Origin of the sequence: Paenibacillus sp. FSL K6-2524 (assembly GCF_038005525.1) — a bacterium.
GTDB lineage: Bacteria > Bacillota > Bacilli > Paenibacillales > Paenibacillaceae > Fontibacillus > Fontibacillus anaericanus.
Window position 1 is genome coordinate 1,089,054 of sequence record NZ_JBBOSP010000001.1, and the last position, 24,838, is coordinate 1,113,891.

Sequence of the window (24,838 nt, forward strand, 5' to 3'; positions counted from 1 at the left end):
GCAGCCAAACAGCCACCATGACAGCGAAGGCGAGAGGCGGGTAATGTTGACATTCCGAATCGGGGTCTATACTGATACAACCTAAATCATAGGCACTTACCCATTTTCCAAACCTATAGATAGGCAAGTGCATAGGATAAAAAATGAAACCATTAAGAGGAGAATGAATATGTACCGTAATTCATGCTATCCCCATCAATGGCATTATCCTTTGCATGACTACTGGATTAATAACAATTGGAGTAACAATGGGAATCGCCATTATTACAATTGGAACAATACCAACCGGAATCCTTATTATAGAAACATCAAATTAAAGGATTATGGATCAAGTCCATTTGTAGTGAATATTGATCAAGCTACGAAGCAAAACAATACTTTCCGCACCGCTTTATGGACAGGGAAACACTTTCAAGTGACCCTAATGAGTATTAATGTTGGAGATGACATCGGTTTAGAAGTCCATCCGACAACGGATCAATTCATACGTATTGAAGAAGGTCAGGGACTTGTTCAAATGGGTAATAGCAAAGATAATTTAGATTTTCGAGCAATGGCCTATGATGACTATGCCATTATGATACCTGCAGGGAAATGGCACAATGTAACCAATACGGGAAATATACCACTTAAAGTTTACGTGATCTATGCACCGCCTGAGCATCCATATGGTACTGTTCATGAAACAAAAGCAGTTGCCATGTCTACAGAATAACCATCTTTCGTTCATACACGGCATGGTGATGTCCATCGTCACATGTCAGGCTTTATTTAAAACCAGGGACAGGTTTATCTTATGCTATACTTAACATTGTAACAAAAGGAAGGGTTCATGATGTGGCTGTTTACGATGGCGTCCTGTATTCTTGTTTTGCTCTCATCCTTTATTTCCATTCAAACTAAAAAGGAGAGAAAAGGCCCCATCCCGCATTTAACGGGTTGTTCATTCTCTCTCTCTCTCTCGTCGTGTTCCTTAATCTGTTTCTGCAAGACGAAAAACGATTACGATTACGGCAATCCCTGCACCCGCATATTGGGTGCTGATCGCTATTGGTGTAATCATCGGGATTTATTCAGTACGTGTACAATATGTTCCAAGCCACCTTACGTCTGCTGCGGTACTTTTATTTTCTGGATTCGTAGCCATTTTCTCGATTGGAATTGTTTTCAACGTACTGGCCGTGATCGGGATTTTGATTGCTATTTTCCAATCCAAGATGGAAATCGGAAGTAACGCATAAAAAAGTCACGGCGGAAAACCACTCTTTATGTTAACCCGGTATTCTGTTTTTACGAGGTAAATTTAAAAACATGGGAATCAGCAATAAATCGGCATGAAAGGCCACCTTCAAGAGTTAAAGGGAAGGTGGCCTTTCGTATTATAATGTAAGGTTTGTTGAAACGCTACTGTGACGCCAAAAATAAAGGTTGTAGATAGCAGTAGAAGCAGCCCGTCGGATCATCCGGTGTTGCTTCGGTCAGGCCGAGGAACCGACCGTTACCCATTTGAACCCATCCCACCATTGTGCCAACCGATTCCTCAACTGGCGTGTTGGGACCGACCCGATATAGGTAGGATATCGAGGACGAGAACATAACATCTTGGCAGTCGTTGTTTTATTGAGGTAACGTTCCTCGTTCATCGAAATGTAGCTTCGTTCACTCGGATCAGGACATTGCCACGACAGAGCGTCCGCGCATGCGTCCTTGCAACACTTGAGCCATTGCGGCCGGAAGGCTTACAAAGCTCTCACGTCTTTTTCTTTGGTCATTATAGTTTGAAATATAATCTTCTTTCTTCCCGATTTTTAAAAACGTGTGAGAGCCGGTTAGGTGTCTATCAATGTTTAGCATCCGTCGTTTCTTCAAGATTCCGACTCTCATGTCGTCCTCACACTCTTAAAGCAAATGTCCGCCAGACACTTCAATGTCTTGGGCTGTAACCCAGCTGAAATCATCGGACAATAAGTTCACAATGACCTTCGCAGAATCTTCGGGTTGGCCGATTCTGCCAAATACAGATTGCTCAGCCAACGGCTTGATGAATTCAGGATGTTTATCGAATGCTCCATCGCCAAAATTGCTGTGCGTAGGACCGGGAGAAACTGCGTTGACCCGAATTTTGCGAGGTGCAAGTTCTTTGGCGATATAGCGAGTCCAAGTTGAGAATGCTGCTTTTAACGAGCCGTAGGCGGAGTATCCTGGGAATGATTGGTTCTTGGATGAACTTGTGGTATTTACGATGGCTCCAGCATCATCCATGAATTGGACGAGGTGTTGTGTTAAAAAAACCGGTCCTTTAAAGTTCGTATTAAGCATTTTGTCGAAGTACTCTTCGCTCATCTCAGTGAACATCATTGGCCCACCAACACCGCCATTATTAACTAAGTAATCAAAAGTCGTTCTGTCCCAAATTTCTTGGAGGCTCTTTTTTACTTCTAGAACGAAACCTTCGAATGTTGATATTTGAGTCAGGTCCAACTTCAGTGCTACAGCCCGAACTCCTTTATTCTTCTCAATTTCCTTGACGACAGCTTCTGCCCGGTCCTTATAGGAATTGTATGTGAGAATGACGCTAATTCCGCGCTTGCCAAACTCAAGAGCCGTCGCTTTCCCAATGCCATTGCTTCCGCCTGTTACGATTGCAATTTTCATAAGATCCTTCCCTTCTTGTGTTCGATCTAGTTTTTATTTTAGTCGTTTCTGCTGAAATAATATAGATTTAATAATGCCTTTTAATTGCCTAAAACCACCATGTATGATTTCGAGAAACTCGGATTATTCCCTTTTTTTATTATAAGAAGATCCTAAAAATGCCGATCCATTTCAGAGTTGTGTTGAGGCATAAAAAGTCATGTGATAAAATAAGTGTATGAATAAAGTTTTAGATGAAATTATTGATCTAATGAGAAGTGCAGGCACTCGACCAATTGAAACCGGAGTACCGGGGCTAAGCATGATTAAGGGAGACATTCCCGCACATCAACTCGCAGCGCTCTACGAGCCGATGATTGGTTTTACGGTTCAAGGAACAAAGATTCTTTCAATCGGGGGGAGTAGCACTACCCTGGAAGGGCCCTCGTATTACGTGTTACCGGTACATGTTCCCGCAACGGCGAGTGTACATCCAGACCGTGATGGCCGTCCTTACATGTCCCTTGGTCTTGAGTTGAATCAGAATGTTCTTCAGAGTTTATTAAGAGATCTTCCTGAAAATCTAATACCAACTGCTTCTCAGCATTTCGCAGCTTGTGAAATAGACATTGAATTTATGGAGGCATGGCTGCGCTTATTACGATTAACGAATACATCAAGAGATATTCCAGCTCTTGCACCGGCTTATGAACGCGAAATCCTTTATCGCGTTCTGATGGGACCACAAGGATGGTACCTGAGGCAACTTGGTCTGCGGGAAAGTAATTTCTCAAAGATTTCTCATATTGTAAAATGGATTCGCGATAATTTTATGAGGCCAATAGACATCGGTGAGATGGCATTAAAATCTGGTATGGCTATAAACACCTTTCACCGTCAGTTTAAACGTGCAACGGGTTTAAGTCCTATTCAATTTCAAAAGCAATTAAGGCTTTTGGAGGCTAGAAACCTCATTGCATTTGAGGGCTATGCAGTAGCCAGTGCCGCATATCAAGTTGGCTATCAGAGTCCCTCACAGTTTAATCGAGAGTACTCCCGCTTCTTCGGTTCATCTCCAGCCCGGGATACTGAGAAACTAAGACGACTCGAAAGCGCGAGGGATTAGAAAGCTGGCATCTTTTGGGTACACTTAAGGCATGTGGAGTGCGTGGTGCTTGTTCATCCGATATCCCGCGTTTCTTTGCGGCGCCTCCGCGTTTGCGGGGTTTACGCGGAAGCGTACGCTTTCCCTTTTCTGAATATAGAACGTACGTCTCGTCCGCCTCCACGATGCCTTCAAGCGTCTGAGTTTTCATCTGAGATAAGGCATGCAGGATCTTATGACGCCATTCGAATGAGGTTTGTAAAGAGATGCCGACGATCTTCGCACATTTGCGAAGAGATAGTAGGGTTTGTATCGAGGAGTAGTATAGTAGGGAAGGGGCTAAACTATTTTATGACCCTGAACGATTTCAACGAAAAGGTGCCGCGCCAAAAGCGCGGACATCGTATGCTTGGATAACGAAACATTGTTCGACTCCCACCGCGACGGAGGCTATGCGTCAGATCGGTATGAGAAAGACAACGTTTTACCGGCGAGTGAAGGAATACGAGGAAATCAATGAGCGGTTCTAGCTGTCGCCCGTTCCTCGGTGGCTTATATGGCGGAATACCAGCGAAGCTGACACAATCCACAAAGTAAATGTAATTAAAGGGAATCAGTTTTGCGAAATGGCTTCATACTTTTTCAGTTGTGAGTGTAACAAAACATGGGACAACTTCAACGAGAGCACGACGCTGATTGACGTACTGGGGAATTACCGTGAGCGCATGGGCTGCTTACCCGGCTGTCTTTCAAGCGGAACAAATCTACTCTACCGCACGCGTGAGAACTGTCAATTCCGCAAGGAGAAGGGCATTCGGCTATGCGGCCCGGCACTGGGACGCAAGCCCAAGAACGGGTCGACAAGCGAGGAAAAGCATCCTCAAGCAGGACACCGGCAAACGAAACGCGATTGAAGGCAAGTTTGGAGAAGGCAAGCGCAAATATGGGCTTGGCTGTATTCGCGCACGCTTCGTCTAGACAAGCGAATCGGTGATTATCCTGCAACTGCTGGTGATGAACCTAGAGCTCAGGCTCCGTGTTCTTTTTTGCCTTATTTTCACGTTGCTGTCTCGCCGTCGCATCGCCGGGAATTTCCTGAAGAACCATTCAGCAATCCCTATTTAAGCCAGGTCACTTTTCCTGAGGCCAGGTGATACTCACCTCCGATTATTTTCAAATCGCCATTCGCTAACTTCTCGTTAAGTGCTGAATGTTCATGTAATTCTTCCTCGACCAATTTGACATTTTCAATGACAGCCCGATCAATCAAGTCTTCTTTGGCTAATCCAGCGGATATCGCCTTTTCAGCCGCTGGTTCAATCTTATTGACAATAGATTGTAAATAAGCAGGATGTTTCCTTCTATTTAATGCTTCAATAACCGCGCCGCAGTTCTCATGCCCTAAAACTAACACCAGTGGAACGTTAAAATGATCCACTGCATATTGGACACTTCCTATGACATCATCATTCACGATATTTCCTGCAACTCGAATCACAAAGAGAGCTCCCAGTGATTGATCAAACACAATCTCTGGTGCTGCCCGTGAATCGGAGCAGCTAATGATGACAGCAATTGGTTTTTTTTCGGAGATAAGCTGATTCCGATCTTGAATCACATCTTTTTCTGCTAAATGCCCCGTAACAAATCGTTGATTTCCTTCTACTAAAAGTCGAATTGCTTGTGCAGGGTTCATTTCCTGCTTTATCTCTTCGCCGAAAGTAGGCTGATTCAATGGGTGACATCCTGTGCCCGACAGCAAACTCATCCATACGATCAAACAGAGCAGGTTGCGGGACTTCTTCACTGACACAACAACGGCCTCCAATTAATATTTGAATAATTTTAGGAACTCCAGTTTCTCACAAAGCGGCTCAATCAGTCGCATATTCGCGCTATGGGGAATAAACCAGTCCACATCATTTATAGTCTGATTACTTTTGTTAATCAATTGATGAATCGAATCGGGAATGGTTCGCATCACCCAACGGAATACTTCCCTTCCGTTTTGGACAATGCAATTGTTGTCGCACAACTTCTGCTCGCCGAGTCTATTGGCAAGCCCTGTCCGATAGCGGTCATTCGAATAAGGAGACCATTCCGTTTGATATGCGCTGCATAGTCGTTAATTTGTTTCATGCAAAAATACAAGCGTAAATGTGCCACTATTCTCCTTGTATTATGGTATCATTTTGGTGTTTTTGTAGGTGGTGGAAACGAAGATTTCACAGTTTCCCATATACCTAACTTTTTCAAAAAGGGGCGGATATCATGAGAAAAATCCACGAAATATCGTTTCGGCCAATTAACATCAAAAATAAGAAGAACGGGTTTGTGGGTAGGATCCAACATTAAGAAAACGTCTTGAATCGACGCATCAATCCATTTATTTTTCACTTGCATAGGGGATATCGGAATTCGAAGGCAATAACCATTTTGGAATTCCAAAATGTTTGTTCTATTCGTAAAGCCAGTGATGGATCGAAGCCATAACTTTACCTCATCTTGAATCACAGCGGAATTCTCAAATTCAAGAATAGCCTTGCCTTCTTTGATCTCAAACAAATCAGCCTTAGGTAAAGCAAAAGCTTGAATATTACCTGCGGAGAGCAATCCAAACACCAGTATGGTCATTAATACTTTCTTCACTTACGTTAGCCTCCCCAAACATCTCTTAATTCTCCTTATGATGGAGAGATTCCACCACATTTATTCGGTTCGAAATACAAAAACCGTATAATTTATTTGTAATTACACAATCTACACCAGAGAAAAAAATGCGAATAAGTGAATTATGTTGCAGCACCCAGGGAATTTCATTTTACAACTCTCTGGCGGGAGGGATGAGGATTTTATCCCAGAACGGTAAATGCCTTGCCAATAATTATCAACTAACTATAGAAGGGACGAGGTCAATATAGTAAAACTTGTGGATTTTCTGGATAAATTTTCGGCTATTTGGTTTTCAAAAGAAAGGTTTCCACGATGCAGTATTTGCTAAATAAATACACAGCCTTCTTGCTCTGCGCTGCTTTCATTATTTGCGTACCTTCTTATGCCTTCGCTGAAAACCTAAACGATTCAAACCAGCAGGTGTTTTTGGCTTTTGAAAGGAAGCTCCATGACCTTCTTGACTCCGGTATGGAACCGTTGAATGAACTGAATGGGGAATTTGATGGGAAATTGGGTGTGAAAAATCTGCATAAAATTGTTGTATCGGCAAGTCAAACATTTGGTAGGACTTCCCTAGCCTTCGCTAAACTAAAGGTGCCCTCCACCCTGCCAGACGATATAAAAGCATCGTTGGGGCATATCAAAGTATACTTTTCTACAGGCTTCAAAGAGTTGGGAGAAAGTATGGACTGTTATAGGCAATACATGGAGAGTCGTAGTCCCCTATTATTTGAGAAATTCATTGAACAACGCGACAAGGGAGTCTCCCACATTGATGGTGCACTGACTTCGTTAAGTACGGTAAGAATGCAATTAAATCCCCCTAAACTAAAACCCAATGCATGGACAGTGGCAAAAAGACATCTTTACGAATTACAAAGCTTTGACGCTTTCGAACCTGTAACCCGTTAAGATAGAAAAAGGGTAGACACCTCGGAATTGTTAAACATCCGATGGTCTACCCTTTCTTCTTTTCTTCTGCAAGCCAGCGCATTGAACATTATCATCAATGCAATTGAGTTCCGAATACAGGTTTTTTCCAGCAAGCAACAGAACATCGCAAAAAGCAAGGAAAGCATCAGTGAATATTTCGGTGCCCTAGAGCCATTGAGTTATTGAATGAGAGCTACCCTGTTAATATAATAGAGCCACTACGTTAATCGCGAGAGCCAGTATGGGACTAAACTAGCGGGCAGAATAACAATAACGCAATGGAACCGCGATCGAAATAAAGGACAAAATTGCTCGATTAAACGACACCCATGACCATTATTGTGTGAGACCTTGCATTGCGTCATCTGGCCCGGTTATTGTCCGAGTCAGCCCGCGTTTCCGATTTTGTCGCGCGGTTCGCCGGAGATGAATTCGTCGTACTGGCATATGATCGCGCCCAGGCGAGCATCCTCATCACGATCCTTGAGGATACGCTGTCCGCGAACCTACTTCGGCTTGAAGATGGGAACGAGCTATAGATTACCTTAATATCGGAGCCAGCCATATCCGGAAAATGCCTTTGAGCTCTATAAGTGAGGGGATCAACGCATGTTTCGGATGAAGAAAGATGCTATCCGAATGCGCAAAAAAGAAGTCGCCCATCTCGTGGTTGGCCTCTAATTATTCTATTGCGCGGTCAGGATTTGTGGACCTTCAGCCGTGATGGCGATCGTATGCTCGTATTGGGCGGTGAGCTTGCGGTCCAGCGTCCGCGCGGTCCAGCCGTCCGGATCGATTGTCATGTGGTAGGTGCCTTCAGTGATCATGGGCTCGATCGTGAACACCATACCTTCCTTGATGCGGAGGCCTTTGCCGGGCTTGCCGACATGCATATAAGTCGGCTCCTCATGCAAGTCCCGGCCGATGCCATGGGCGAGAAGGTCGCGCACGACGCCGAAGCCGTGCGATTCTGCATGCCGCTGGATCACGCTCGTCACGTCGCCGAGCCGATTGCCGGGCTTCGCCTGCGCGATGCCGAGGTCAAGGCATTCCTTCGTGACGCGCATCAGCTTCTCGGCCGTCGGCGAGATCTTCCCGACCGCATAACTCCAGGCCGAATCGCCGAGCCATCCGTCGAGCTCCGCGACCGTGTCGATCGTCACGATATCGCCTTCCTCAAGTGGCTTATCGCTAGGAAAGCCATGCGCAATCACGTCGTTGACGGAGGCACAGGTCGCATATGGATAACCCTTGTAGCCCTTCTCGTATGGCCTGGCGCCGTGCTTCAAAATAATGTCCTCGAATATGCGCTCAATCTCGTTCGTCGTGATGCCCGGTTTGATGAGCGGGGCGATCGTGCGATGGCATTCGGCTACCACTTGGCATGCCTTGCGGATAGCCTCAATTTCATGCTTGCTTTTTAGGATGATCATGTTTGTATCAGGACTCCTTCGTGATAGCATGCATCGCGAGATGGGCGATTCGATCGACGTCCAGCTCGTCGGAAGTGCCCGCATAGTAGTGCAGCCCGCAGCAGCCGACCAGCACGGCAAGCATATGGTCGACGCTGTCGTCTTCGTGCTGGGCGATCGATTGGAGTGGAACGTACAGCCGTTCCATGAATCGTCTCTTGGCGGGGGGCCGATCCTTCTCAGGCAAGCCTGCATAATGTTCCGCCGCCATTTTGTAGACGAGATATGCGCGGGCATCCGACTGCCACAGCCGGAGCAGCGCTTTGCAATACGTCAAAAGCTGCTTGTCATCTGGGCTGCCGCCGCAGATGTTTGCCCATTCTGCCAGGGCTTGCTCGCATCGCTCGAAGCCGCTGCCCAGCACATCTTCGATTAATAAATGCCGGTTGGGGTAATAATGGTATACCGTGCCGTAACCGAGTTTGGCCTCGCGGGCGACGTCGCGAATATCAGAGCTGCTACCCGTGCGGAAGTAGGCGTGCGCGGCGGCGTCCAGGATCTGTTCTCTGCGCTGCATACGTATCAGCTCATTTTGTTCTTTGGTACGGGGGCACATGGAACGTGAACCTCCTTTTATAGACCTGCAAATATGTCGATATAAGAATCGTAACACGAAGGGCGGCGATATGCAAATTATCTGTTGGCGAAAGAAAATAAAGTTATTAAGTTCTTTAGTGAACTGAACAAAAACAAAACTCCAGGCAGACAGATTCGGAGGCGGCGGGGTGTGCGGCGGTAGCAGCATTAAGCGAACGGAGACTATAGTTGAATTGTAAATGGGAGAGCCCTCATATTCTGATGGCTCTCCTTATTAACTTGATGGCTCTATTACGTTAACATCATGGCTCTCACTAATTAACCAAGTGGCTCTGCCACACCGTAATATTCACTTCAGGAAGAACTAACTTTAAACCACATTTCTCCCCTCGGATGGGAGCATATCAATTTCTTAGGCGAATACAATTCAATTTTAGGCAGAACACGTCTCTCAATTGATTTCGACTGCTGAAAGAACAGGAAGTTGAATGACCGATGGTCCAGTGTGACTGTAGGCGGGCCTAGAGTAAGAAAAAACGCTAAGCCGATCTGAGCGTATATTTTCGTTAAAATGTTGGCGGGACCCCATAAAGTTCTTGTTGAAGATTGGATCAACCTAATGATTGAAGCCCGTAACATGGGTATGACGAAGGAAGAGGTGTTGCGATTCATTTGGCAAGCCAAGAAAGTCCAGGCGTTTCCGCTGGCGCTCCATTAACCGTCATGTTCTAACGAGCAGGCGAAGCATGATTCCACTCCGTTTCGCTCCGTCCTAAAAGCATCCGGGTTAAATCAAGAAGTAAGTGCTTAGAAGGTCGAAAGGAAAGACGCAAAAGTTGTATGAATTTTACTCCATTTCGTTATATTAAGTAAGTATACGGGGGGGTGAAATGGAATGACCGTAGCGTCTCAATTAAAAACAGCAGTAGCTTCCATGAAAAGTGCTCAAGCCAGTTTTGAAACTTTTGCATTAGGTACTCAAAATCAAGAAGCAAAGACGTTATTTACAAATGCGGCACAACAGACACAGAATATTATCGACCAAGTTATGCCCCGTGTACACCAAATTGAGCAAGAAGAACCGCAAATAAAGGATTTTAACAAAAACAGCCATGTGGAATCCCACGTGGCTGATTTAACCTTAAATTATTGAGCTGAACGCGGTTGTTGTTCGCGCCAACATTTTATATACGCTTGGGTAATACTAATGTCAAATTACTCCGACGTACTCATTATTTAACTTGAGCTGGACTTCCTGATCGAGGCACCATTGATACGAACTACCCCGTACCGTTAACTTCATTCGCCTTCTTTGTTAAATTCTGCATTTTTGATGGATTCGAGAAAATAAGGTAAAATTACGGTTGCTTCAACTACACAGGTAAATATAACAAAGACATAGGAAACCGGAAAGCTTGACATATACATTCTTCCGGTTATAGCAAAACAGAACGCGAAGAATATCGCAATAATCCAGTTTAAAGCGATACGAATTCGAATCAATATACATAACCATTTTTGACTCCAACTCATTTTGCATTGACTCCTTATATGCGTTAATATTGTGTGGTTTGGAGTAACCGATTCTTTCTTCATAGCTAGGGATACTCCTATTCTTTCCAATTGGTCGAACATTTACACCTGACTGGGGGAACTTCCTTCGCTATTTTTTCTGAGACTTCTGAAGGACAGTTCCTCAATGCCAATTGTCTTCGGTATTTGGTCCGTGTTTGCCATTCAGGGTGCTTTTAGTTTCCCTGCATTATTCAATTTTACCGAAACCTTAATCTCTTGCAGGGATTCCGTTGTTAAGTTGAAACCACCTTCGGAATAGCTCCTTTTCCAATCTTTATTTTGCTGTCGGTACAACGCATGTTCCAGTTGTAAAAGATCGGAATGGATTTCAAGCCCATTCTCAAAGGTTTTTTGGATTTCTTTTCTGACTTGTTCTGCCGCTTTTTCTTCCATAAGCTGTTCAGACATCGGTTGGATAATCTCACTCACATTTCCCGAAAGTTTTACATCGACCGTATACGTAACGCCCTTTCCCTGGACTTGCGGAATAATTTTGATCTTTGGATTTTCGAGCGACAATGCAACCTGAGGCTTTCCACTACTTCGAATAATTAAAGGGCTGCGTTGGGTGTTGGGGTTCACCCAACGAAGTCCAGGAATACTTTCAATGCCTAGCCGTCCTTGATATTTTCCGTCCTGGAAAATGAAAACGCCATCCATTTCAAGCATCGAATGCCGACTTCTATCTTTTTTCCAATGCCGATCGGAAATTGCTAAAGAAGGCAAAAGGGTCGTCTTCCCAGGTTCGTGGATATCGGACACGAACTCCCTAGTGGTTAACGGGGAAATGACTGATTCCTGTTTGTAATTCTCCTGCGGTTGATGAAGCAATGACATAAGCGGTGATAGACTAAAAAAAGGAGTTACCGCAAAAACTTGGTCTAGAGGCTCTGTAGTGCCAAAAAACCATGGCGTGTAGCGCATTTCATAATAGCGGTGCCGCAGTTCATCGATCTCCTTTAATCCCTTTCTCAATACGTTTTCACTTACAACAACGGCGATAATTTGACCGAAAAAAATGCGCATCTGCGATGTGCGGTACAAATCATTAACGGCACTAATTGTCGTTTCCCCCTTGCCTTGGCCGACCCACACGGGAATTGGCTGGATTGGCTTCCCGGATTCCATTTTGGCAACGCTCGAGAAGTCCAGCAATTGCCCATAAACGGTATATTGATCGTTGGCATAATCGATCCCGATACTCGTTAAATAATTAACATCTTGAATATCCTTCATATCCCAACAGCCAGTTAGAAGAAGTGGGAATATCAAAAAAAGGGAAGTGAGTTTTTTCCATTTCGCCATTAGGAATCACCTTTCCTCGTGGAATCTTTCGTATGTAATATTTCAGGCCGGCGATTTATTTTGCTCCACGGTTTTCGGATAACCGCCGCAATAAAGTCCCTCCAGGTTAGGGGAGATAAGGGAGCAAGGTAGGGTACGCCAAAGGACTCCAACCGCGAAAGATACAAAACAACCGCAATCGTAGACAAAATAAATCCGTACATGCCCAGCACCGACGAACAAATCAATACAAAAAATCGGATGATGCTAACCGAACCCACAAGCGATTGATTGACCAATGTAAAACTTGAAACTACGGTTATGGCCGCTACGACAAGTAAAGTCGTTGAGGCAAGACCGGCACGAATCGCTGCATCCCCAACCACAATTCCTCCAACAACGGCTACCGTTTGGCCAACCGCTTTCGGCAGTCTCTCTCCGGCTTCTCGGAAGAGCTCTAACATCCAGATCATTAAAAAAGCCTCAATGGCCCCATTCATAGGTAGCCCTATTCTTGACAGCGCGATCGTTGCTACAAACGGATACGGTATTTGTTCTATATTATAAGATGAAAGTGCAATCCAAAAACCCGGCAGAAGCAATGACACTACAAGACCCGTTAGACGCAAAAACATTCCCAAAGAAGCATAATAAAACGGGAAATAGGCGTCTTCAGGTGACTTTAATAACAGTGTTAAATTGGCTGGTCCAATAACGGCATGAGGGGCCCCATCGACAATAATGGCGAATCGTCCGTGTATGAGACAGTCTGCCACATAATCGGGGCGACCGGAATAATCCAGCAAAGGAAATAAGCTAACCGAATTATCGGAAATGATTTTTTCCAATTGGCTGCTTCCCAATAAGGCATCTATGTCAATATGCTGTAACCGGTTTTTCGCCTCCTTAACAATGTCAGGCTGAATGATATCTTCGATGTAGAGCAAAGCGACTTTGCTATTGCTCCTTTTTCCAACTGTAAATTGTTCATAGCAAAGAGAATTGGTGCGAAGGCGTTTTCGTATCAAGGCCACGTTGGTTGTTACTTCTTCCACGAAGCCGTCTTTCGGCCCTTTTATGGATATTTCTGTGTTTGATTCCGAAGGGCTTCGATGAGGGGGAGAAGCAATATCCAATGCATAGACAGTATTCCTTTTTGAAAAATAAATAAGGAGTTGACCTGAAAACACGCGTGTTATCATATCCCCGGTCTGATCGGTTGGGGTTAATTCCAGCCTTTTATCGAACTCCATGCCGGGTTTCGAATGATGCAACATACTTTCCAATCTCGGAAGCACGTATTCGTTGATTTGCTGTATATCCGCCAAACCTTCGCAATAGATAAGGTGTACCGTTTGCAAAGCTTCAGCATCACCGAAGTCATACTTATCCATCTTCACATCCGCACAATGACGAAATAATGAGCGAAACCCCTCTGGTGACCATTCGTCCTTTTGGGGCATGGCGACAGATCGTTCTAAAGACGGCGTATTCTTTGTTCCATTCTTCAATAGGGATTTCCAAAACCGGCGAAATTTCATTGTCGACTCACCCCCGTTTTATTTTTCACGAGTACAGCTATAAACAACAAAAGCGATACGCCTACAACCAATCCTAATGACAAAGGTAAATAGACATGTTTCAAGAAACTGGCATACTGCATGTCGCTAATGGGCAGTTCAACAAGGAAGACCATGACGATACCGAGTATCGTTAGCCAAATAAGCCTCATGTTCTTATTCTGACTTGCTGGCAATAAATCAATAAGTAAAAGGAGCGCGATGGAAATTCGGACAAAGGCTCCTGATAGCCACTGATAAATAGATAAGAAATCGACATGACGAATATATTTTCCAACCTGTACGAGACGCCATTCTTCATAAGCCGGGTATCGCAGTTTGGCTGCTTCAAAAGGTCCAAATTCGGCGATTGCACCCGTAACGGGTCCAAATACCAATATAACCAAGAAGATGGCCAATAAACATAACGACCATGGACGAATGTTCGATTTCATTCGATGTTGAAATAGCAGAATTATAATTAATTCTACAAGTCCGCCTCCTACATACATACATCCTTTGAGGACGGGCTCCACTCCATGTTCCATGACGGGTGTCAATAAGGAGTAATTTTTCTTGGGAAGATTGGCGCTCATGACGAAGTCCCCAAATACCACCACGAATGGCAGCAAAATGCCCGATGTAATCGCGATTGATCGAATTCCTGATTGAGCGGCAACACAACATAAAAGAACCAACGAAGCGGATAAAACCAGTTGTGGTGTTCTTGGCAAGTAGGAAGCATGCGTCCAAACGGTTGTATCCTTTACTGTTAAAACGATAATCATTAAAAGGTAGGCAATGAAAAAGGCTCGAAATGCGATGCTAACCATCGTTCCATAATTTTCGTGCAACCAGGTCACAATCGATTGCTGATTGGTCTTCTTCATGATGTAGTAAAGAAGCAGCGTCCAGATTATATACGGTAAAATCACGGCCAAAACACTTAACCATGCGTCTCTTTTCGCCTCTTGCAACAAGGAGGGAATGACCATGACATGGTTCATTAACCCTACCGCTAAGGCGATGATTGAAAATAACGGGATTGTACCAATGGCGGCACCTGTTTTATTTTGCATAACGAATAGTCCCCTAACAAATTCGAATACATCGTTTCTTTGGTCTTAAAATTTAAAATGCCTCCAAAGCTTGATTGGAATCTATATACATTCCTTCCCTTAAATTTAGGAATCATACCAAGATCAAAGAAGTAACAAAAAATCCTCTGCGCGGATGGTGTCGGTCTACACACGGCATCCGGCGTCACGTTCTGGATTATTACCGAACGCGATAGCAGCGCGACCACGTTTTTACTGCCTCCCGGTGCGCCGTGTTAGGTGATGCGGTATCCCCTATCATAGGAGGGAAGGATTCGGAGGTTCATTCTGTTCTTTTGGTGTTATACTTTCCGCATCTTGGGATTAGAAGGCGCCTTCATTTTCTCACACACCTGAATGTTTGGGACTTCTACCGGACTTTGCTCCGGCCGCGTTCGGTTTTTGATAGAAGTAGAAGAGGAACCGATAGCTTGGTACTGGGAGCTGTGGGGTTATGGCGGTATGGCTGTCGTTTATTCTGGCTTTGTTGGTTATATCGTCTTACCTTATGGGCCATGATCTACTACGCTTAGCAAACGCCGGGAACAAGAGGGGCGAGATTCGCAGCCTCCTTCTAAATCAAACTAATCCGGATGGTCCAGACAAGGCCGTTCAACGCTTCGACGAATAGATCGTGCGCCAACGGATCGCAGCTCGCTCCGGAAGGCCGGTGACTTGAAGTAGACGCATAGGGTTTGCTAACGGTCACCGGCATACCGCTATGGGAGGCTTTGCGTCCAATGCCGCACCAAGGGGGGCGGTTTGTCATTTCCGGTTATTCTACCCTTTTTTGAGCTTCGGCCTTGCGCTGTGGCTCTTTTTTTGTTCCGCAGCTTTATGCGGTTCACGTTTGACATGAACCGGATCGTTCGGCTTTTTTGCGGAATGGATCTTCTGCAGCCGTCGAACGTTTTTTTGTGGCCATTGGATCCAAAATCATCAAAATCCGAATGAAGGAATACAGTTCCCCCGGTTCACCGGCCCTAAATCCCAAGCGACCCTGGAAAGACGCCCGGGTTCCATTGGGATTTTTAACGGCCCTCGCAGGGATGCCAAAGCGTTCTGCGGGTAACGCTCGAGCCATGATGGGCGCTCTCACTTACGCTGCCGCACCCATCATGGCTCTACGGGGCAGGGCGGCACCATGATTCCATTTCGCTGTCGCTCCATTTCATCATCGTGCCTAAAGCGATTCGGGCAGATCGGAGAAGCCAAAAGCTTTGCAAGCGAGTTCCAGGAAGCAAGAACGGCCTGGCAGCGCAGGGTATTCTTTCGCGTTCGGCCTTGCTCCTTCCATTTTTCAAGGCCCAAATCCTGTACACCGCAGCCGGTAATCGTCGCATGAGAGCATATCCGAACCGTGGCTGGCAAGGGTAGCCAAATTTTTTTGAGAAGAGCGCTCAAAAAATTTTGACTATCCCTGACGGGCAAACCCTTGCCAGCCAGGAACCGGCTATGCTCTAAAATCTGCGACGGCTGCGGTATACAGGATCTACCTGTTCCTTGAAAACTCCATACGTAAGACCAGGAAGCACGAAGGAAGCCCCTACGCTGCAAACCTTGAACGAAGACGCTCCGCGCTGGCTCGACCGGCAAGCGGGACCAGGATGGGGTTTCAGGGCCAAGGGAAAAACTTGGTGGTTTAGCTAAGGGAATGCGGCCGCAGCCGCTGCGATTTTAGCCGATATTGGCGGCGTGATAGGAGGTGAGGACATACGTGGAGTAAACGAGCTGCGCGAAAAAATCGAAGCGGTACGCGCGGAATTGAACACGCTTGCGAAACAGGTAGGCGCGATGGAGAAAGAAGTGTATTTGAAATCACAAGAATTGGACGAGCTGCTAAACAAATACAACCGGGCTTTGAAAGAGGGAGAGTGAGAGGGATGAGGGTTCATGTTTTTCGAGGGTTATTTCCGCTCGGGCAGGTGTACACCACGCCGGGCGCGCTAGAAGTTGTCAGCGAGGATGAACGCATATCCGCGCTGACCCGGCATATTGGCGGCGATTGGGGCGATGTCTGTGACGAGGATCGGGCCGCTAATGACGAGGCGCTGCAAATCGGGGAACGGCTGCTGTCGGTTTATCACACGGCGGCAGGCGTGAAATTCTGGATTATTACGGAACGCGACCGCAGCACGACCACGTTTTTATTATCTTCCGAATATTAAAAGGCCCGTTTGCTTTAGGGAGCAATCGGACCAGAGCAAAGAATTGGACCCCTTCGCCCCTCTATTCTACCACATATAAAGGAGAGGGCAAATCATGAGCCAAAAAATTTACGAAATGGTGACGGAACGCATTGTCAAGCTGCTCGAAAGCGGCGTCGTGCCGTGGCGCAGACCATGGAGAAGCGGCGCGGCGGTGAACTGCTTGACGCAAAAGCCGTATCGGGGCATTAACGCGCTGCTGCTGGATGCCGGGGAATATGCCACATTCAAGCAGATCACCTAGGCGGGCGGCACCGTCAAGAAGGGGGCAAAAGGCGAAATCGTGGTTTTCTGGAAGTGGCTGGAGAAGAAGGACGAGGAAACCGGCGAGACGGAGAAAATACCGCTTTTGCGCTATTACAAGGTGTTCAATATTGCAACCCAATGCGAAGGACTGGAAAGCAAACGGAACAGCGAACAGGCGTATGAGCATGACCCTATTGAGGAAGCCGAACGTCTTGTAACCGGCTATGCAGACCGGCCGCCTATTCATTTCGCGCCGGGCCGGGGGTTCTACCGGCCGGGGGATGACATGATCAACGTTCCGCCGATGGTGGATTACAAGCAGCCCGAGGAATATTACTGTACCTTGTTTCATGAACTGGTGCATTCGACCGGCCATACCAAGAGGCTGAACCGGTCCGGCATTACGGAGCTGGCCGCATTCGGTGACGAGAATTACAGCAAAGAAGAATTGATAGCCGCGATCGGCGCGGCCATGATGTGCGGCGTCTGCGGCATCGACAATACGACCATTGAAAACAGCGCGGCCTATATTAACGGCTGGCTGCGGGCGCTCAAAGACGATCAACGCATGATTGTACTGGCCGCAGGGAAGGCGCAGCGCGCCGCAGACTATATGCAGGGCATCAGCTTCATGGACGGCGAGGAATAGCAGCCAAGGCAACCCGATAATCGGGGGCCTTGGCCCCCATATCCAAATAGGAAGGGAATGGGCAGCGATGCAAACGGTGACGTATCCGGATTACGTGTTTTTTTGCAAGGCGTTTCAGGAATGGAATTTGTTCGATTTCGAGGAAAGCGACATCAAGCAGGAGCCGGGGGAGGTGCCGTCCTATACTTACGACGCTACGTTTCGGGACGAGAGCAATTATAAAACGAATGTGGTCATTTCCTTTGACGGCGCGGCCATTACATGGGCCATTGCGGACGATTGGGAAGATGCGCACGAAGAAATTAGTACGTTATATGATTCCATGATGCAATTAAAAGCCAGTGGCCGGCAGCTTGTTTTGTAAAGTACAGCCGGGGGGCTAGACAGCCCCTCGGACCCCCCTTACGAAAGGAAGGGGTCCCGCCAACATTTTAACGAAAATATACGCTAAGCCTTCGGATGTGACCGGCTTAGCGTTTTTTCTTACTCTAAGCCCGGATCACCGGTCATTCAACTTCCTGTTGTTTCAGCGGTCGTAATGAATTGAGAGACTTATTCTGCCTAAAATTGAATTTGTATTCGCCTAAGAAATTGATGTGCTCCCATCCAAGGGGAGAAATGTGGTTTAGTAGTTCTTCCTGAAGCTTTCCTTGCTTTTTGCGGTGTTCTGTTGCTAGCTGGAGATAGACGGTATTCCAAACACTAATTGCATTGATGATAATGTTTAACGCACTTGCCCGTTGGAGCTGGTCTTGTAGCGCACGCTCTCGCAGTTCGCCATGTTTGCCGAAGAATATCGCTCTGGCCAATGCGTTCATGGCTTCGCCTTTGTTCAACCCCCGATGGATTTTTCGCCGCAGCACCTCACTGGAAAGGTAATCCAGGATGAAGATCGTTTTCTCGATACGCCCCATTTCTCGCAGCGCGGTAGCCAAACTGTTTTGTCTTGCATAGGAACCGATTTTCCCCATAATGAGTGATGCTGAAACGGTTCCTTCCCGGATGGAATGAGCCAGCCGGAGAACATCATCGTAGTTTTCATGAATGATCTTTGTATTAATCTTGCCGCGCAGCAGCTTCTCCAATTTAGGAAAATCGGAAGGTTTCCCAATAGCGTAGAGCTTAGAATCAGCCAAGTCGCGTAAGCGAGGCGCAAAACGAAATCCAAGCAAATGTGTTAAACCAAAGACTTGATCGGTGTATCCGGCTGTATCCGTATAGTGCTCCTCGATGGTCAAGTCCGTTTCATGGTGGAGCAAACCGTCGATGACGTGCACGGCATCCCGAGCGTTCGTATTGATGACTTTCATGTAGAACGTGGAAAATTGGTCGCTCACGAACCGATAAATCGTAGCTCCTTTTTCCGGTTCCGTAGTGGGGATTCGCATCTGCGTGAAGCGACGAAACTCCGATCTGGACGCGCATTCCATCAGATGATGATGTCGTGCCGTTCCCCCAATATAAGGGCAGCGCCAGCTTATGATGAAAATTAACAAGAACAGCCTGCGCTTTATTCATTGCATCTTCGTACAGCCGCCATTGCGCTGCATTGGCCATTTGCCGATATGAAATGCTCGGCGTGGCTTCAGCCATCTTTGTAAGCCCAATGTTCGTTCCCATTGCCATAAGGGTAGCCATAAGGATTGTCGTTTCTTCCTCGTTCGGAGCGCGGTTACTGGAAGCGTGAATAAACTGTTCATGGAAATGCGTCCAGTTGGCTACTTCCATGAGTAGATCCGTTAGCTTGATTCTTGGAAGCAGCTCATAGAGGGAAAGGCTGAAATTCCGGGATTCATCGGAAACATCTTTCTCCAATCGCTCGATGTGCAATTTTCCGTTCTCCAAATTAACGCCGTCCAGCTCGTCGATGTGGTCCGAAACCCAGTTTAATCTTTGAAGAAGTGATTCAGTCCGTTCTTCAAGATATTCCTTTGCGGACAAGCTAACGGCAAGTTTTGTAGCGTTAGGATCGATACCATTCCAATCAGATTTCGGTACAAGGTATTCCTCGAAGTCCTTATGCTGACGGCTTCCGATTATGGATACATCCCCGGAACGAACGTAATTCCGCAGCTCTGTCAGGACAGCCAATTCGTAGTAATGCCGGTTGATCGTTCCGTCATCGTCATAAACATGCTTTTGCCAGCGGTTCGAAACGAAGTTCAGCGGTGCGCCTTCCGGAACCTTTCGCTTTCCGGTCTCATTCATATCCCGGATGATATCGACCGCCTTCGTTAGCGGCTCTGCCGACTTGGTTGACCGAAACTCCAACGATTTTAACAGCGTTGGCGTGTATTTCCGGATCTTTTCCAGCAAGTCCAAATAGTCGTAATTTACGGGCCGCGCCAGTCGTTTAGCTTCTTCGACGGATGCGACGACCTGATCCCACGGCATAACGGCATCAAGCGCCTCAAACACACCTTATTTGATGAATATGTATCACCATTTTATCTAAGCCAAGTCACCTTCCCTGACTCCAAATGGTACTCGCCACCGATTATTTTTAAACCGCCATTCACCAACTTCTCGTTTAATGCCGGATATTCAAGTAGTTCATCCTCAACCATTTTGACATTTTCAGTTACAGCCCAGTCAATGATGTTCTTTTCGGCTATGCCAGCGGATATCGCCTTTTCAGCAGCCGGTTCAATCTTATTAACAATGGATTCTAAATAAGCTGGATGCTTCCTTCTTTGTAATGCTTCAATAACCGCGCCGCAGTTCTCATGCCCTAGAACTAACACCAGCGGAACGTGTAAATGATCCACTGCATATTGGACACTTCCTATGACATCATCATTCACGATATTTCCAGCAACGCGAATCACAAAGAGATCCCCCAGTAATTGATCGAACACAATTTCCGGTGCTACTCGTGAATCGGAGCAGCTAATGATGACAGCGACCGGTTTTTGTTCGGAGATAAGCTGCTTCCGATTTCGAATCACATGTTTTTCTGCTAAATGCCCCGTAACAAATCGTTGATTTCCTTCTTCCAAAAGACGAATCGCTTGCACAGGATTCATTTCCTGCTTTATCTTTTCGCTGAAAACAGGCTGGTTCAATGAACGACATCCTGTGCTGGACATCAAACACATCCATACGACCAAACAGAGCAGGCTGCGGGACTTCTTCAATGACACAACAACGGCCTCCAATAAATATTTGAATTTTTGAATATTTAACTTATCTGTTCCCTCCCTTCGCAAGATTTATTCCCACTAAAACAAAGGGGCTGTCCCAAAAGTCATCGAAGATGATTAGGGACGCCCCTTTCTTCAATTTGTAAAACAAAAAGAAACCTTTCCTTGGTAAAATGGAGGTACCACCCAACCACATACCAAAAGGAGAGGTTTCTTTGTACATTCAATATACCATGGACCAACTTTATCTGCCAATGGACTTAGAGGACGACATTCCCCCACATCACCTCGTTCGTGTTGTCAACGAGGCGGTCAATCGGTTAGATGAACGGATTTTCACCGCTGCTTATCCAGGCGGAGGACGAGACAGCTACCATCCCAAAATGCTCACTAAAGTCATCATTTACGCCTACACACAACGGATCTACTCCTCCCGTCAAATAGCCAAAGCCGTCCGCGAGAACGTCATGTTCATGTGGATTTCCGGTAGACAACGCCCGGATTTTCGTACCATTAATCGCTTTCGCTCCGAGCGGATGAAGGACGTATTGGAGACTGTCTTCACTGGCGTACTCCAATTTCTTGCTAACGAAAAGTATGTGAAGCTCGAGCACTACTTTGTCGACGGCACCAAGATTGAAGCGAACGCCAATCGGTACACGTTTGTTTGGGGCAAGGCGGTCGTGAAACAGAAGGCAAAGCTGCAAGAGAAAGTACAGACCTTGTTTGCAACGATCGAAGCGGCGGAGAAGCAAGAAGAGAATGAACAGGCTGGGCAAGACCTCGATGAACTTGGCGAGGCATCTGTATTGACCAGCGAAAAACTAGAAACCGCCGTTCAGCAATTGGAAGCAAAACTACAATCCCGACCGAAAGACAAGCCACTAAAAAAAGCGGTGCGTGCACTTCGTAAAGACTTGTTGCCGCGTTTGCAAAGATACGAGACCCAGCAAGAAATTCTCGGGGATCGGAATAGCTTTAGCAAAACCGATCATGACGCCACTTTCATGCGAATGAAAGAAGATCACATGCGTAATGGCCAGCTCAAGCCGGGCTACAATGTGCAGATCGGAACGGAAAACCAGTTCATTATCGGTTACAGCTTGCACCAACGGCCGACCGACACACGCTGCCTAAAGCCACACTTGGAGAAAGTCAAAGCAGCGCTGGGAAAGCTACCGAAAACCATCATTGCAGATGCGGGATACGGCGGAGAAGAAAACTACGCTTACTTGGAGAGCGAACAACTAGAACCACTGGTAAAATACAGCACGTATCATAAGGAAAATTCGAAGAAGTGGCAGCAAGATATCAGCAAACTGGACAACTGGCAGTATGACGGGTTCGAAGACACATGGACGTGTGCGGCAGGACGCAAGTTGCTGTTTCGCTATGAAAGCAAGGAAAAGACGGAAAGCGGATATGAAATACGAAAGCGACATTATCGAAGTGAGAGCTGTGAAGGTTGCCCGCTCAAAGAAGCTTGTACGAAAGCCAAAGGGAATCGGGAAATCAGTGTGAGTATGCAGTACCTGCGTTATAAGCAGCAAGCCCGCGAGAAACTGAGAAGCGAGGAAGGATACGCACTGTCGGTTCGGAGAATGATTGAACCGGAGAGTGTATTCGGACAAATGAAGAACAATCGGGGATTCCGGCGCTTTCTGCTTCGAGGCCTGCCAAAGGTGAGCCTAGAGGTCGGGTGGCTTTCGCTCGCTCATAATTTGCTCAAGATGGCGGCAATGGACCAAAAGCCAGAAATGGCGATGCAGGGATAGTCCCCCTGGCATCGCCATTTCTTCATTTTTACCGAATATTCATCATTTGAGCTGTCTCACCGATCAAGAAAACTTACTTTTGGGACAGCCCCCGCTACTTATAATCGTTATTTATAACGGAAGAGGTTCGTTAACGACAGGATCAAGCTGTAACCTTACGAGGACTCCCGCATGCACGAGTCCAGCCCCAAACCCATACAGTAAGGCTTTATCTCCCGCACGGATTTTCCCACTCCGAATCCCTAAATCGAGTGAAAGGGGGATCGTTGAAGACGATGTATTACCGAAGTGAGTTAGACTATGCAACGTACGTTCTAAAGGGAACTCCAGTTTCTCACAAAGCGGCTCAATCAGTCGCATATTCGCGCTATGGGGAATAAACCAGTCCACATCATTTATAGTCTGATTACTTTTGTTAATCAATTGATGAATCGAATCGGGAATGGTTCGCATCACCCAACGGAATACTTCCCTTCCGTTTTGGACATTGCAATTGTTGTCGCACAACTTCTGCTCGCAAAGTCTATTGGCAAGCCCTGTCCGATAAATATAGGCTCCCCCTTTGCCATCGGAGCCAACATGATGACTGACGAATCCCTCAAACTGGTCATCTCGTTCCACCAAAACGGCACCGGCGGCATCGCCAAACAAGACGCAGGTTGTACGATCCGAATAATCTGTAATTTTGGACAACGTTTCACCGGCAATGACCAGAACCTTCCTATGCAGTCCAGAAGCAACCAAGCAATGAGCCATGATGAGTCCATAAGAAAATCCAGCGCAAGCGGCACTAATATCAATCGCACCAGCGTTTTGAATTTGAAAATGGGCTTGAATTAAGCAGGATACTGCAGGAAAAGGAAAATCTGGTGTAGTGGTGCAAACAATAATAAAATCCACATCCTCGATCGTCTTGTTATACCGAAAGACGAGATTCCTGACTGCACTTATACAGAGATCGCTGGTAAATTCGTCTGGCTCAGCAATACGTCGTTCATGAATGCCTGTCCGCTGTACGATCCATTCATGACTGGTATCCACCATGTTTTCCAAATCATCATTTGTCAGTTTTCGTTGGGGTACATACGTTCCAATGGCTGTAATACGCGAATGAAACACCAATATTCCCACCCTTCATTCTGATTGAAATTACTACGAAATCGGAAATTTTTGTCGATATTCATGCAGTTCTTTTTGAAAACGCTGGAAAGGACTGGATAACATTTTTATATTCCGTTTTAATTTGGTTTTCTTTTTCCGATTATGCTGACACTCATGGAGTTGATCAATCTGTTTATCGATTTTTTCCCGTAGGGTTAGGATAAACCCGCTCACAATGTGAGATTTAGCCAACTCATGAAGATCGGTAGCAAGAGCCTCACTCAAATTGCGAAGATCCGGAAGGTGTAACGACTTTGTCACATAAAAGACCTCTGGCGTAAAGTCCTCACGGTAATCTTGTCCCGGGACTTGCTCCCAAAAGTCATTCCATTCTCGTAGTAGACCAGTTTCATACAAAAAGAATTTTAAAAACCCGCATAACCATGCCGTACAACTTGTATTTCGTTTTTGGCATCCAATACCTTTGACAAGATGTCGGCACCCTTGACAACAGGAACCTCCATTGGCGATACAAACGTTACAAATGGAATTGGACCCGATCTCATGTAACGCATGAATCCCCATTGTTATGACGGTTTGTCTGCTTATCTGCATGAAAGGTGTAGTTAATTCGCGAGAGGATGACGAAACTTGACTTGATGAGTCCTTACTCGTAGAGCCCGGCATTCGCACCCACTCCTTATGTTCTTTTAATCAAATAATCAGATACTTGAATATAATGTGTATTATATAGGAGTTGCAACCAAATCACAATCCATGCCTCGGTATGCCCTTCTTTCCAGAATGTTTTTGGGTGAAGTTGTGTTATGATATTCATATATTCAAAA

Annotated in this window: 28 protein-coding genes and 5 pseudogenes; 16 read left to right on the forward strand and 17 right to left on the reverse strand. The window is 46.1% G+C overall.

The genetic code is table 11. The features are described 5' to 3' along the window. Nucleotides 1-169 precede the first annotated feature (169 nt). Nucleotides 170-715, forward strand: a complete 546-nt coding sequence (locus NST85_RS04760) for a cupin domain-containing protein (RefSeq protein ID WP_036684691.1) — start codon at nt 170-172, stop codon at nt 713-715. Between the two features lie 322 nt (nt 716-1,037). After that, nucleotides 1,038-1,241 (forward strand): hypothetical protein, encoded by a 204-nt coding sequence (locus NST85_RS04765; protein WP_155986581.1) that lies wholly within the window; start codon nt 1,038-1,040, stop codon nt 1,239-1,241. Nucleotides 1,242-1,668: 427 nt separating this feature from the next. Here NST85_RS04765 and NST85_RS04770 read toward each other — a convergent pair whose 3' ends face one another. Both NST85_RS04770 and NST85_RS04775 read right to left on the reverse strand, forming a co-directional pair. Next, on the reverse strand, nt 1,669-1,884 hold the full coding sequence (locus NST85_RS04770) for a hypothetical protein (protein WP_036684693.1): 216 nt from the start codon (nt 1,882-1,884) through the stop codon (nt 1,669-1,671). A gap of 15 nt (nt 1,885-1,899) precedes the next feature. Further along, a complete protein-coding gene (locus NST85_RS04775) occupies nt 1,900-2,655 on the reverse strand; it encodes an SDR family NAD(P)-dependent oxidoreductase (RefSeq protein WP_036684694.1) in 756 nt (251 codons plus the stop codon). Between the two features lie 217 nt (nt 2,656-2,872). Between NST85_RS04775 and NST85_RS04780 the strand changes: the two genes are divergently transcribed. Then, nucleotides 2,873-3,760 (forward strand): AraC family transcriptional regulator, encoded by an 888-nt coding sequence (locus NST85_RS04780; protein WP_036684696.1) that lies wholly within the window; start codon nt 2,873-2,875, stop codon nt 3,758-3,760. Between the two features lie 49 nt (nt 3,761-3,809). Here NST85_RS04780 and NST85_RS04785 read toward each other — a convergent pair. Then, nucleotides 3,810-4,037: pseudogene (locus tag NST85_RS04785) on the reverse strand (IS1595 family transposase); the annotation flags it as partial. Nucleotides 4,038-4,401: 364 nt separating this feature from the next. Between NST85_RS04785 and NST85_RS04790 the strand changes: the two are divergent. Then, nucleotides 4,402-4,864, forward strand: a pseudogene (locus tag NST85_RS04790) (transposase); the annotation flags it as partial. On the opposite strand, the gene NST85_RS04795 reads toward NST85_RS04790, so the two are convergent. Next, a complete protein-coding gene (locus NST85_RS04795; RefSeq protein ID WP_051491349.1) occupies nt 4,857-5,552 on the reverse strand; it encodes a carbonic anhydrase in 696 nt (231 codons plus the stop codon). The pseudogene NST85_RS04790 and the gene NST85_RS04795 overlap by 8 nt on opposite strands. A 15-nt stretch (nt 5,553-5,567) precedes the next feature. Then, nucleotides 5,568-5,657, reverse strand: a complete 90-nt coding sequence (locus NST85_RS04800; RefSeq protein ID WP_341191070.1) for a hypothetical protein — start codon at nt 5,655-5,657, stop codon at nt 5,568-5,570. Here NST85_RS04800 and NST85_RS04805 point away from each other — a divergent pair. Continuing rightward, the gene (locus NST85_RS04805) at nt 5,637-5,861 is read left to right on the forward strand and encodes a hypothetical protein (RefSeq protein ID WP_341191188.1); all 225 of its coding nucleotides are present in this window, start codon (nt 5,637-5,639) and stop codon (nt 5,859-5,861) included. The genes NST85_RS04800 and NST85_RS04805 overlap by 21 nt on opposite strands. Before the next feature lie 65 nt (nt 5,862-5,926). Here NST85_RS04805 and NST85_RS04810 read toward each other — a convergent pair whose 3' ends face one another. Continuing rightward, nucleotides 5,927-6,388, reverse strand: a complete 462-nt coding sequence (locus NST85_RS04810; protein WP_051491350.1) for a hypothetical protein — start codon at nt 6,386-6,388, stop codon at nt 5,927-5,929. 336 nt (nt 6,389-6,724) lie between these two features. On the opposite strand from NST85_RS04810, the gene NST85_RS04815 reads away from it, so the two are divergent. Both NST85_RS04815 and NST85_RS29265 read left to right on the forward strand, forming a co-directional pair. Next, a complete protein-coding gene (locus NST85_RS04815) occupies nt 6,725-7,324 on the forward strand; it encodes a hypothetical protein (RefSeq protein WP_036684699.1) in 600 nt (199 codons plus the stop codon). 377 nt (nt 7,325-7,701) lie between these two features. After that, the gene (locus NST85_RS29265) at nt 7,702-7,884 is read left to right on the forward strand and encodes a diguanylate cyclase domain-containing protein (protein WP_445671145.1); all 183 of its coding nucleotides are present in this window, start codon (nt 7,702-7,704) and stop codon (nt 7,882-7,884) included. A 147-nt stretch (nt 7,885-8,031) separates the two neighbouring features. Here the strand turns inward: NST85_RS29265 and map are convergent, their stop codons facing one another. Next, nucleotides 8,032-8,778 (reverse strand): type I methionyl aminopeptidase, encoded by a 747-nt coding sequence (map, locus tag NST85_RS04820; protein ID WP_341188688.1) that lies wholly within the window; start codon nt 8,776-8,778, stop codon nt 8,032-8,034. A 7-nt stretch (nt 8,779-8,785) separates the two neighbouring features. Further along, nucleotides 8,786-9,373 (reverse strand): TetR/AcrR family transcriptional regulator, encoded by a 588-nt coding sequence (locus NST85_RS04825; protein WP_036684703.1) that lies wholly within the window; start codon nt 9,371-9,373, stop codon nt 8,786-8,788. A 552-nt stretch (nt 9,374-9,925) separates the two neighbouring features. On the opposite strand from NST85_RS04825, the gene NST85_RS04830 reads away from it, so the two are divergent. Together NST85_RS04830 and NST85_RS04835 are read left to right on the forward strand one after the other, a co-directional pair. Continuing rightward, a complete protein-coding gene (locus NST85_RS04830) occupies nt 9,926-10,072 on the forward strand; it encodes an anti-repressor SinI family protein (protein WP_341188689.1) in 147 nt (48 codons plus the stop codon). A 177-nt stretch (nt 10,073-10,249) separates the two neighbouring features. Then, nucleotides 10,250-10,453, forward strand: a pseudogene (locus NST85_RS04835) (DUF1657 domain-containing protein); the annotation flags it as partial. A 200-nt stretch (nt 10,454-10,653) separates the two neighbouring features. On the opposite strand, the gene NST85_RS04840 reads toward NST85_RS04835, so the two are convergent. The 4 genes from NST85_RS04840 to NST85_RS04855 form a co-directional block, all read right to left on the reverse strand. Further along, the gene (locus tag NST85_RS04840; protein ID WP_341188690.1) at nt 10,654-10,887 is read right to left on the reverse strand and encodes a hypothetical protein; all 234 of its coding nucleotides are present in this window, start codon (nt 10,885-10,887) and stop codon (nt 10,654-10,656) included. 204 nt (nt 10,888-11,091) lie between these two features. After that, nucleotides 11,092-12,234 (reverse strand): Ger(x)C family spore germination protein, encoded by a 1,143-nt coding sequence (locus tag NST85_RS04845; protein WP_341188691.1) that lies wholly within the window; start codon nt 12,232-12,234, stop codon nt 11,092-11,094. Beyond that, on the reverse strand, nt 12,234-13,754 hold the full coding sequence (locus NST85_RS04850) for a spore germination protein (protein ID WP_341188692.1): 1,521 nt from the start codon (nt 13,752-13,754) through the stop codon (nt 12,234-12,236). Before NST85_RS04850 ends, NST85_RS04845 begins: the two co-directional genes overlap by 1 nt. Beyond that, nucleotides 13,751-14,851: a GerAB/ArcD/ProY family transporter gene (locus tag NST85_RS04855; RefSeq protein WP_341188693.1), complete on the reverse strand. Its 1,101-nt coding sequence runs from the start codon at nt 14,849-14,851 to the stop codon at nt 13,751-13,753. The genes NST85_RS04850 and NST85_RS04855 overlap by 4 nt, the downstream gene beginning before the upstream one ends. 375 nt (nt 14,852-15,226) lie before the next feature. Between NST85_RS04855 and NST85_RS04860 the strand changes: the two genes are divergently transcribed. Beyond that, a complete protein-coding gene (locus NST85_RS04860; RefSeq protein ID WP_155986584.1) occupies nt 15,227-15,388 on the forward strand; it encodes a hypothetical protein in 162 nt (53 codons plus the stop codon). A 325-nt stretch (nt 15,389-15,713) separates the two neighbouring features. Here the strand turns inward: NST85_RS04860 and NST85_RS04865 are convergent, their stop codons facing one another. After that, the gene (locus NST85_RS04865; protein WP_036684712.1) at nt 15,714-15,953 is read right to left on the reverse strand and encodes a hypothetical protein; all 240 of its coding nucleotides are present in this window, start codon (nt 15,951-15,953) and stop codon (nt 15,714-15,716) included. Between the two features lie 611 nt (nt 15,954-16,564). On the opposite strand from NST85_RS04865, the gene NST85_RS04870 reads away from it, so the two are divergent. From NST85_RS04870 to NST85_RS04890, 5 genes and pseudogenes are all read left to right on the forward strand, one after another. Continuing rightward, complete coding sequence (locus NST85_RS04870) at nt 16,565-16,747, forward strand: aspartyl-phosphate phosphatase Spo0E family protein (RefSeq protein ID WP_036684714.1); 183 nt, start codon at nt 16,565-16,567, stop codon at nt 16,745-16,747. Nucleotides 16,748-16,752: 5 nt separating this feature from the next. After that, nucleotides 16,753-17,037 carry a hypothetical protein gene (locus NST85_RS04875; RefSeq protein ID WP_036684716.1) on the forward strand — a complete coding sequence of 95 codons (285 nt, stop codon included), beginning with the start codon at nt 16,753-16,755 and terminating at the stop codon, nt 17,035-17,037. 94 nt (nt 17,038-17,131) lie between these two features. Continuing rightward, nucleotides 17,132-17,434, forward strand: a pseudogene (locus NST85_RS04880) (ArdC-like ssDNA-binding domain-containing protein); the annotation flags it as partial. 6 nt (nt 17,435-17,440) lie between these two features. After that, a complete protein-coding gene (locus tag NST85_RS04885) occupies nt 17,441-17,971 on the forward strand; it encodes a zincin-like metallopeptidase domain-containing protein (protein ID WP_327196843.1) in 531 nt (176 codons plus the stop codon). A 67-nt stretch (nt 17,972-18,038) separates the two neighbouring features. Beyond that, nucleotides 18,039-18,335 (forward strand): hypothetical protein, encoded by a 297-nt coding sequence (locus NST85_RS04890; protein WP_341188694.1) that lies wholly within the window; start codon nt 18,039-18,041, stop codon nt 18,333-18,335. A 142-nt stretch (nt 18,336-18,477) separates the two neighbouring features. Here NST85_RS04890 and NST85_RS04895 read toward each other — a convergent pair. Continuing rightward, a pseudogene (locus NST85_RS04895) lies at nt 18,478-20,386 on the reverse strand (Tn3 family transposase); the annotation flags it as partial. Between the two features lie 32 nt (nt 20,387-20,418). Further along, a complete protein-coding gene (locus NST85_RS04900; RefSeq protein WP_341188695.1) occupies nt 20,419-21,114 on the reverse strand; it encodes a carbonic anhydrase in 696 nt (231 codons plus the stop codon). Nucleotides 21,115-21,329: 215 nt separating this feature from the next. Between NST85_RS04900 and NST85_RS04905 the strand changes: the two genes are divergently transcribed. Continuing rightward, nucleotides 21,330-22,889 (forward strand): IS1182 family transposase, encoded by a 1,560-nt coding sequence (locus NST85_RS04905; RefSeq protein WP_341188696.1) that lies wholly within the window; start codon nt 21,330-21,332, stop codon nt 22,887-22,889. Nucleotides 22,890-23,000: 111 nt separating this feature from the next. Here the strand turns inward: NST85_RS04905 and NST85_RS04910 are convergent, their stop codons facing one another. Both NST85_RS04910 and NST85_RS04915 read right to left on the reverse strand, forming a co-directional pair. Further along, nucleotides 23,001-24,011, reverse strand: a complete 1,011-nt coding sequence (locus tag NST85_RS04910) for a ketoacyl-ACP synthase III (RefSeq protein WP_341188697.1) — start codon at nt 24,009-24,011, stop codon at nt 23,001-23,003. 30 nt (nt 24,012-24,041) lie between these two features. After that, nucleotides 24,042-24,677, reverse strand: coding sequence for a hypothetical protein (locus tag NST85_RS04915; protein WP_341188698.1), 636 nt, complete (start codon nt 24,675-24,677; stop codon nt 24,042-24,044). Nucleotides 24,678-24,838: the final 161 nt, after the last annotated feature.

What these genes read in the sequence shown, in the direction of transcription:
- NST85_RS04760 (WP_036684691.1), top strand. Translation starts at nt 170, where the DNA reads ATGTACCGTAATTCATGCTATCCCCATCAATGGCATTATCCTTTGCAT.
- NST85_RS04770 (WP_036684693.1), bottom strand. Translation starts at nt 1,884, where the DNA reads ATGAGAGTCGGAATCTTGAAGAAACGACGGATGCTAAACATTGATAGA.
- NST85_RS04775 (WP_036684694.1), bottom strand. Translation starts at nt 2,655, where the DNA reads ATGAAAATTGCAATCGTAACAGGCGGAAGCAATGGCATTGGGAAAGCG.
- NST85_RS04780 (WP_036684696.1), top strand. Translation starts at nt 2,873, where the DNA reads ATGAATAAAGTTTTAGATGAAATTATTGATCTAATGAGAAGTGCAGGC.
- NST85_RS04805 (WP_341191188.1), top strand. Translation starts at nt 5,637, where the DNA reads ATGGGGAATAAACCAGTCCACATCATTTATAGTCTGATTACTTTTGTT.
- NST85_RS04815 (WP_036684699.1), top strand. Translation starts at nt 6,725, where the DNA reads ATGCAGTATTTGCTAAATAAATACACAGCCTTCTTGCTCTGCGCTGCT.
- map (WP_341188688.1), bottom strand. Translation starts at nt 8,778, where the DNA reads ATGATCATCCTAAAAAGCAAGCATGAAATTGAGGCTATCCGCAAGGCA.
- NST85_RS04825 (WP_036684703.1), bottom strand. Translation starts at nt 9,373, where the DNA reads ATGTGCCCCCGTACCAAAGAACAAAATGAGCTGATACGTATGCAGCGC.
- NST85_RS04830 (WP_341188689.1), top strand. Translation starts at nt 9,926, where the DNA reads ATGTTGGCGGGACCCCATAAAGTTCTTGTTGAAGATTGGATCAACCTA.
- NST85_RS04840 (WP_341188690.1), bottom strand. Translation starts at nt 10,887, where the DNA reads ATGAGTTGGAGTCAAAAATGGTTATGTATATTGATTCGAATTCGTATC.
- NST85_RS04845 (WP_341188691.1), bottom strand. Translation starts at nt 12,234, where the DNA reads ATGGCGAAATGGAAAAAACTCACTTCCCTTTTTTTGATATTCCCACTT.
- NST85_RS04850 (WP_341188692.1), bottom strand. Translation starts at nt 13,754, where the DNA reads ATGAAATTTCGCCGGTTTTGGAAATCCCTATTGAAGAATGGAACAAAG.
- NST85_RS04855 (WP_341188693.1), bottom strand. Translation starts at nt 14,851, where the DNA reads ATGCAAAATAAAACAGGTGCCGCCATTGGTACAATCCCGTTATTTTCA.
- NST85_RS04860 (WP_155986584.1), top strand. Translation starts at nt 15,227, where the DNA reads ATGTTTGGGACTTCTACCGGACTTTGCTCCGGCCGCGTTCGGTTTTTG.
- NST85_RS04865 (WP_036684712.1), bottom strand. Translation starts at nt 15,953, where the DNA reads ATGGCTCGAGCGTTACCCGCAGAACGCTTTGGCATCCCTGCGAGGGCC.
- NST85_RS04875 (WP_036684716.1), top strand. Translation starts at nt 16,753, where the DNA reads ATGAGGGTTCATGTTTTTCGAGGGTTATTTCCGCTCGGGCAGGTGTAC.
- NST85_RS04890 (WP_341188694.1), top strand. Translation starts at nt 18,039, where the DNA reads ATGCAAACGGTGACGTATCCGGATTACGTGTTTTTTTGCAAGGCGTTT.
- NST85_RS04915 (WP_341188698.1), bottom strand. Translation starts at nt 24,677, where the DNA reads ATGCCGGGCTCTACGAGTAAGGACTCATCAAGTCAAGTTTCGTCATCC.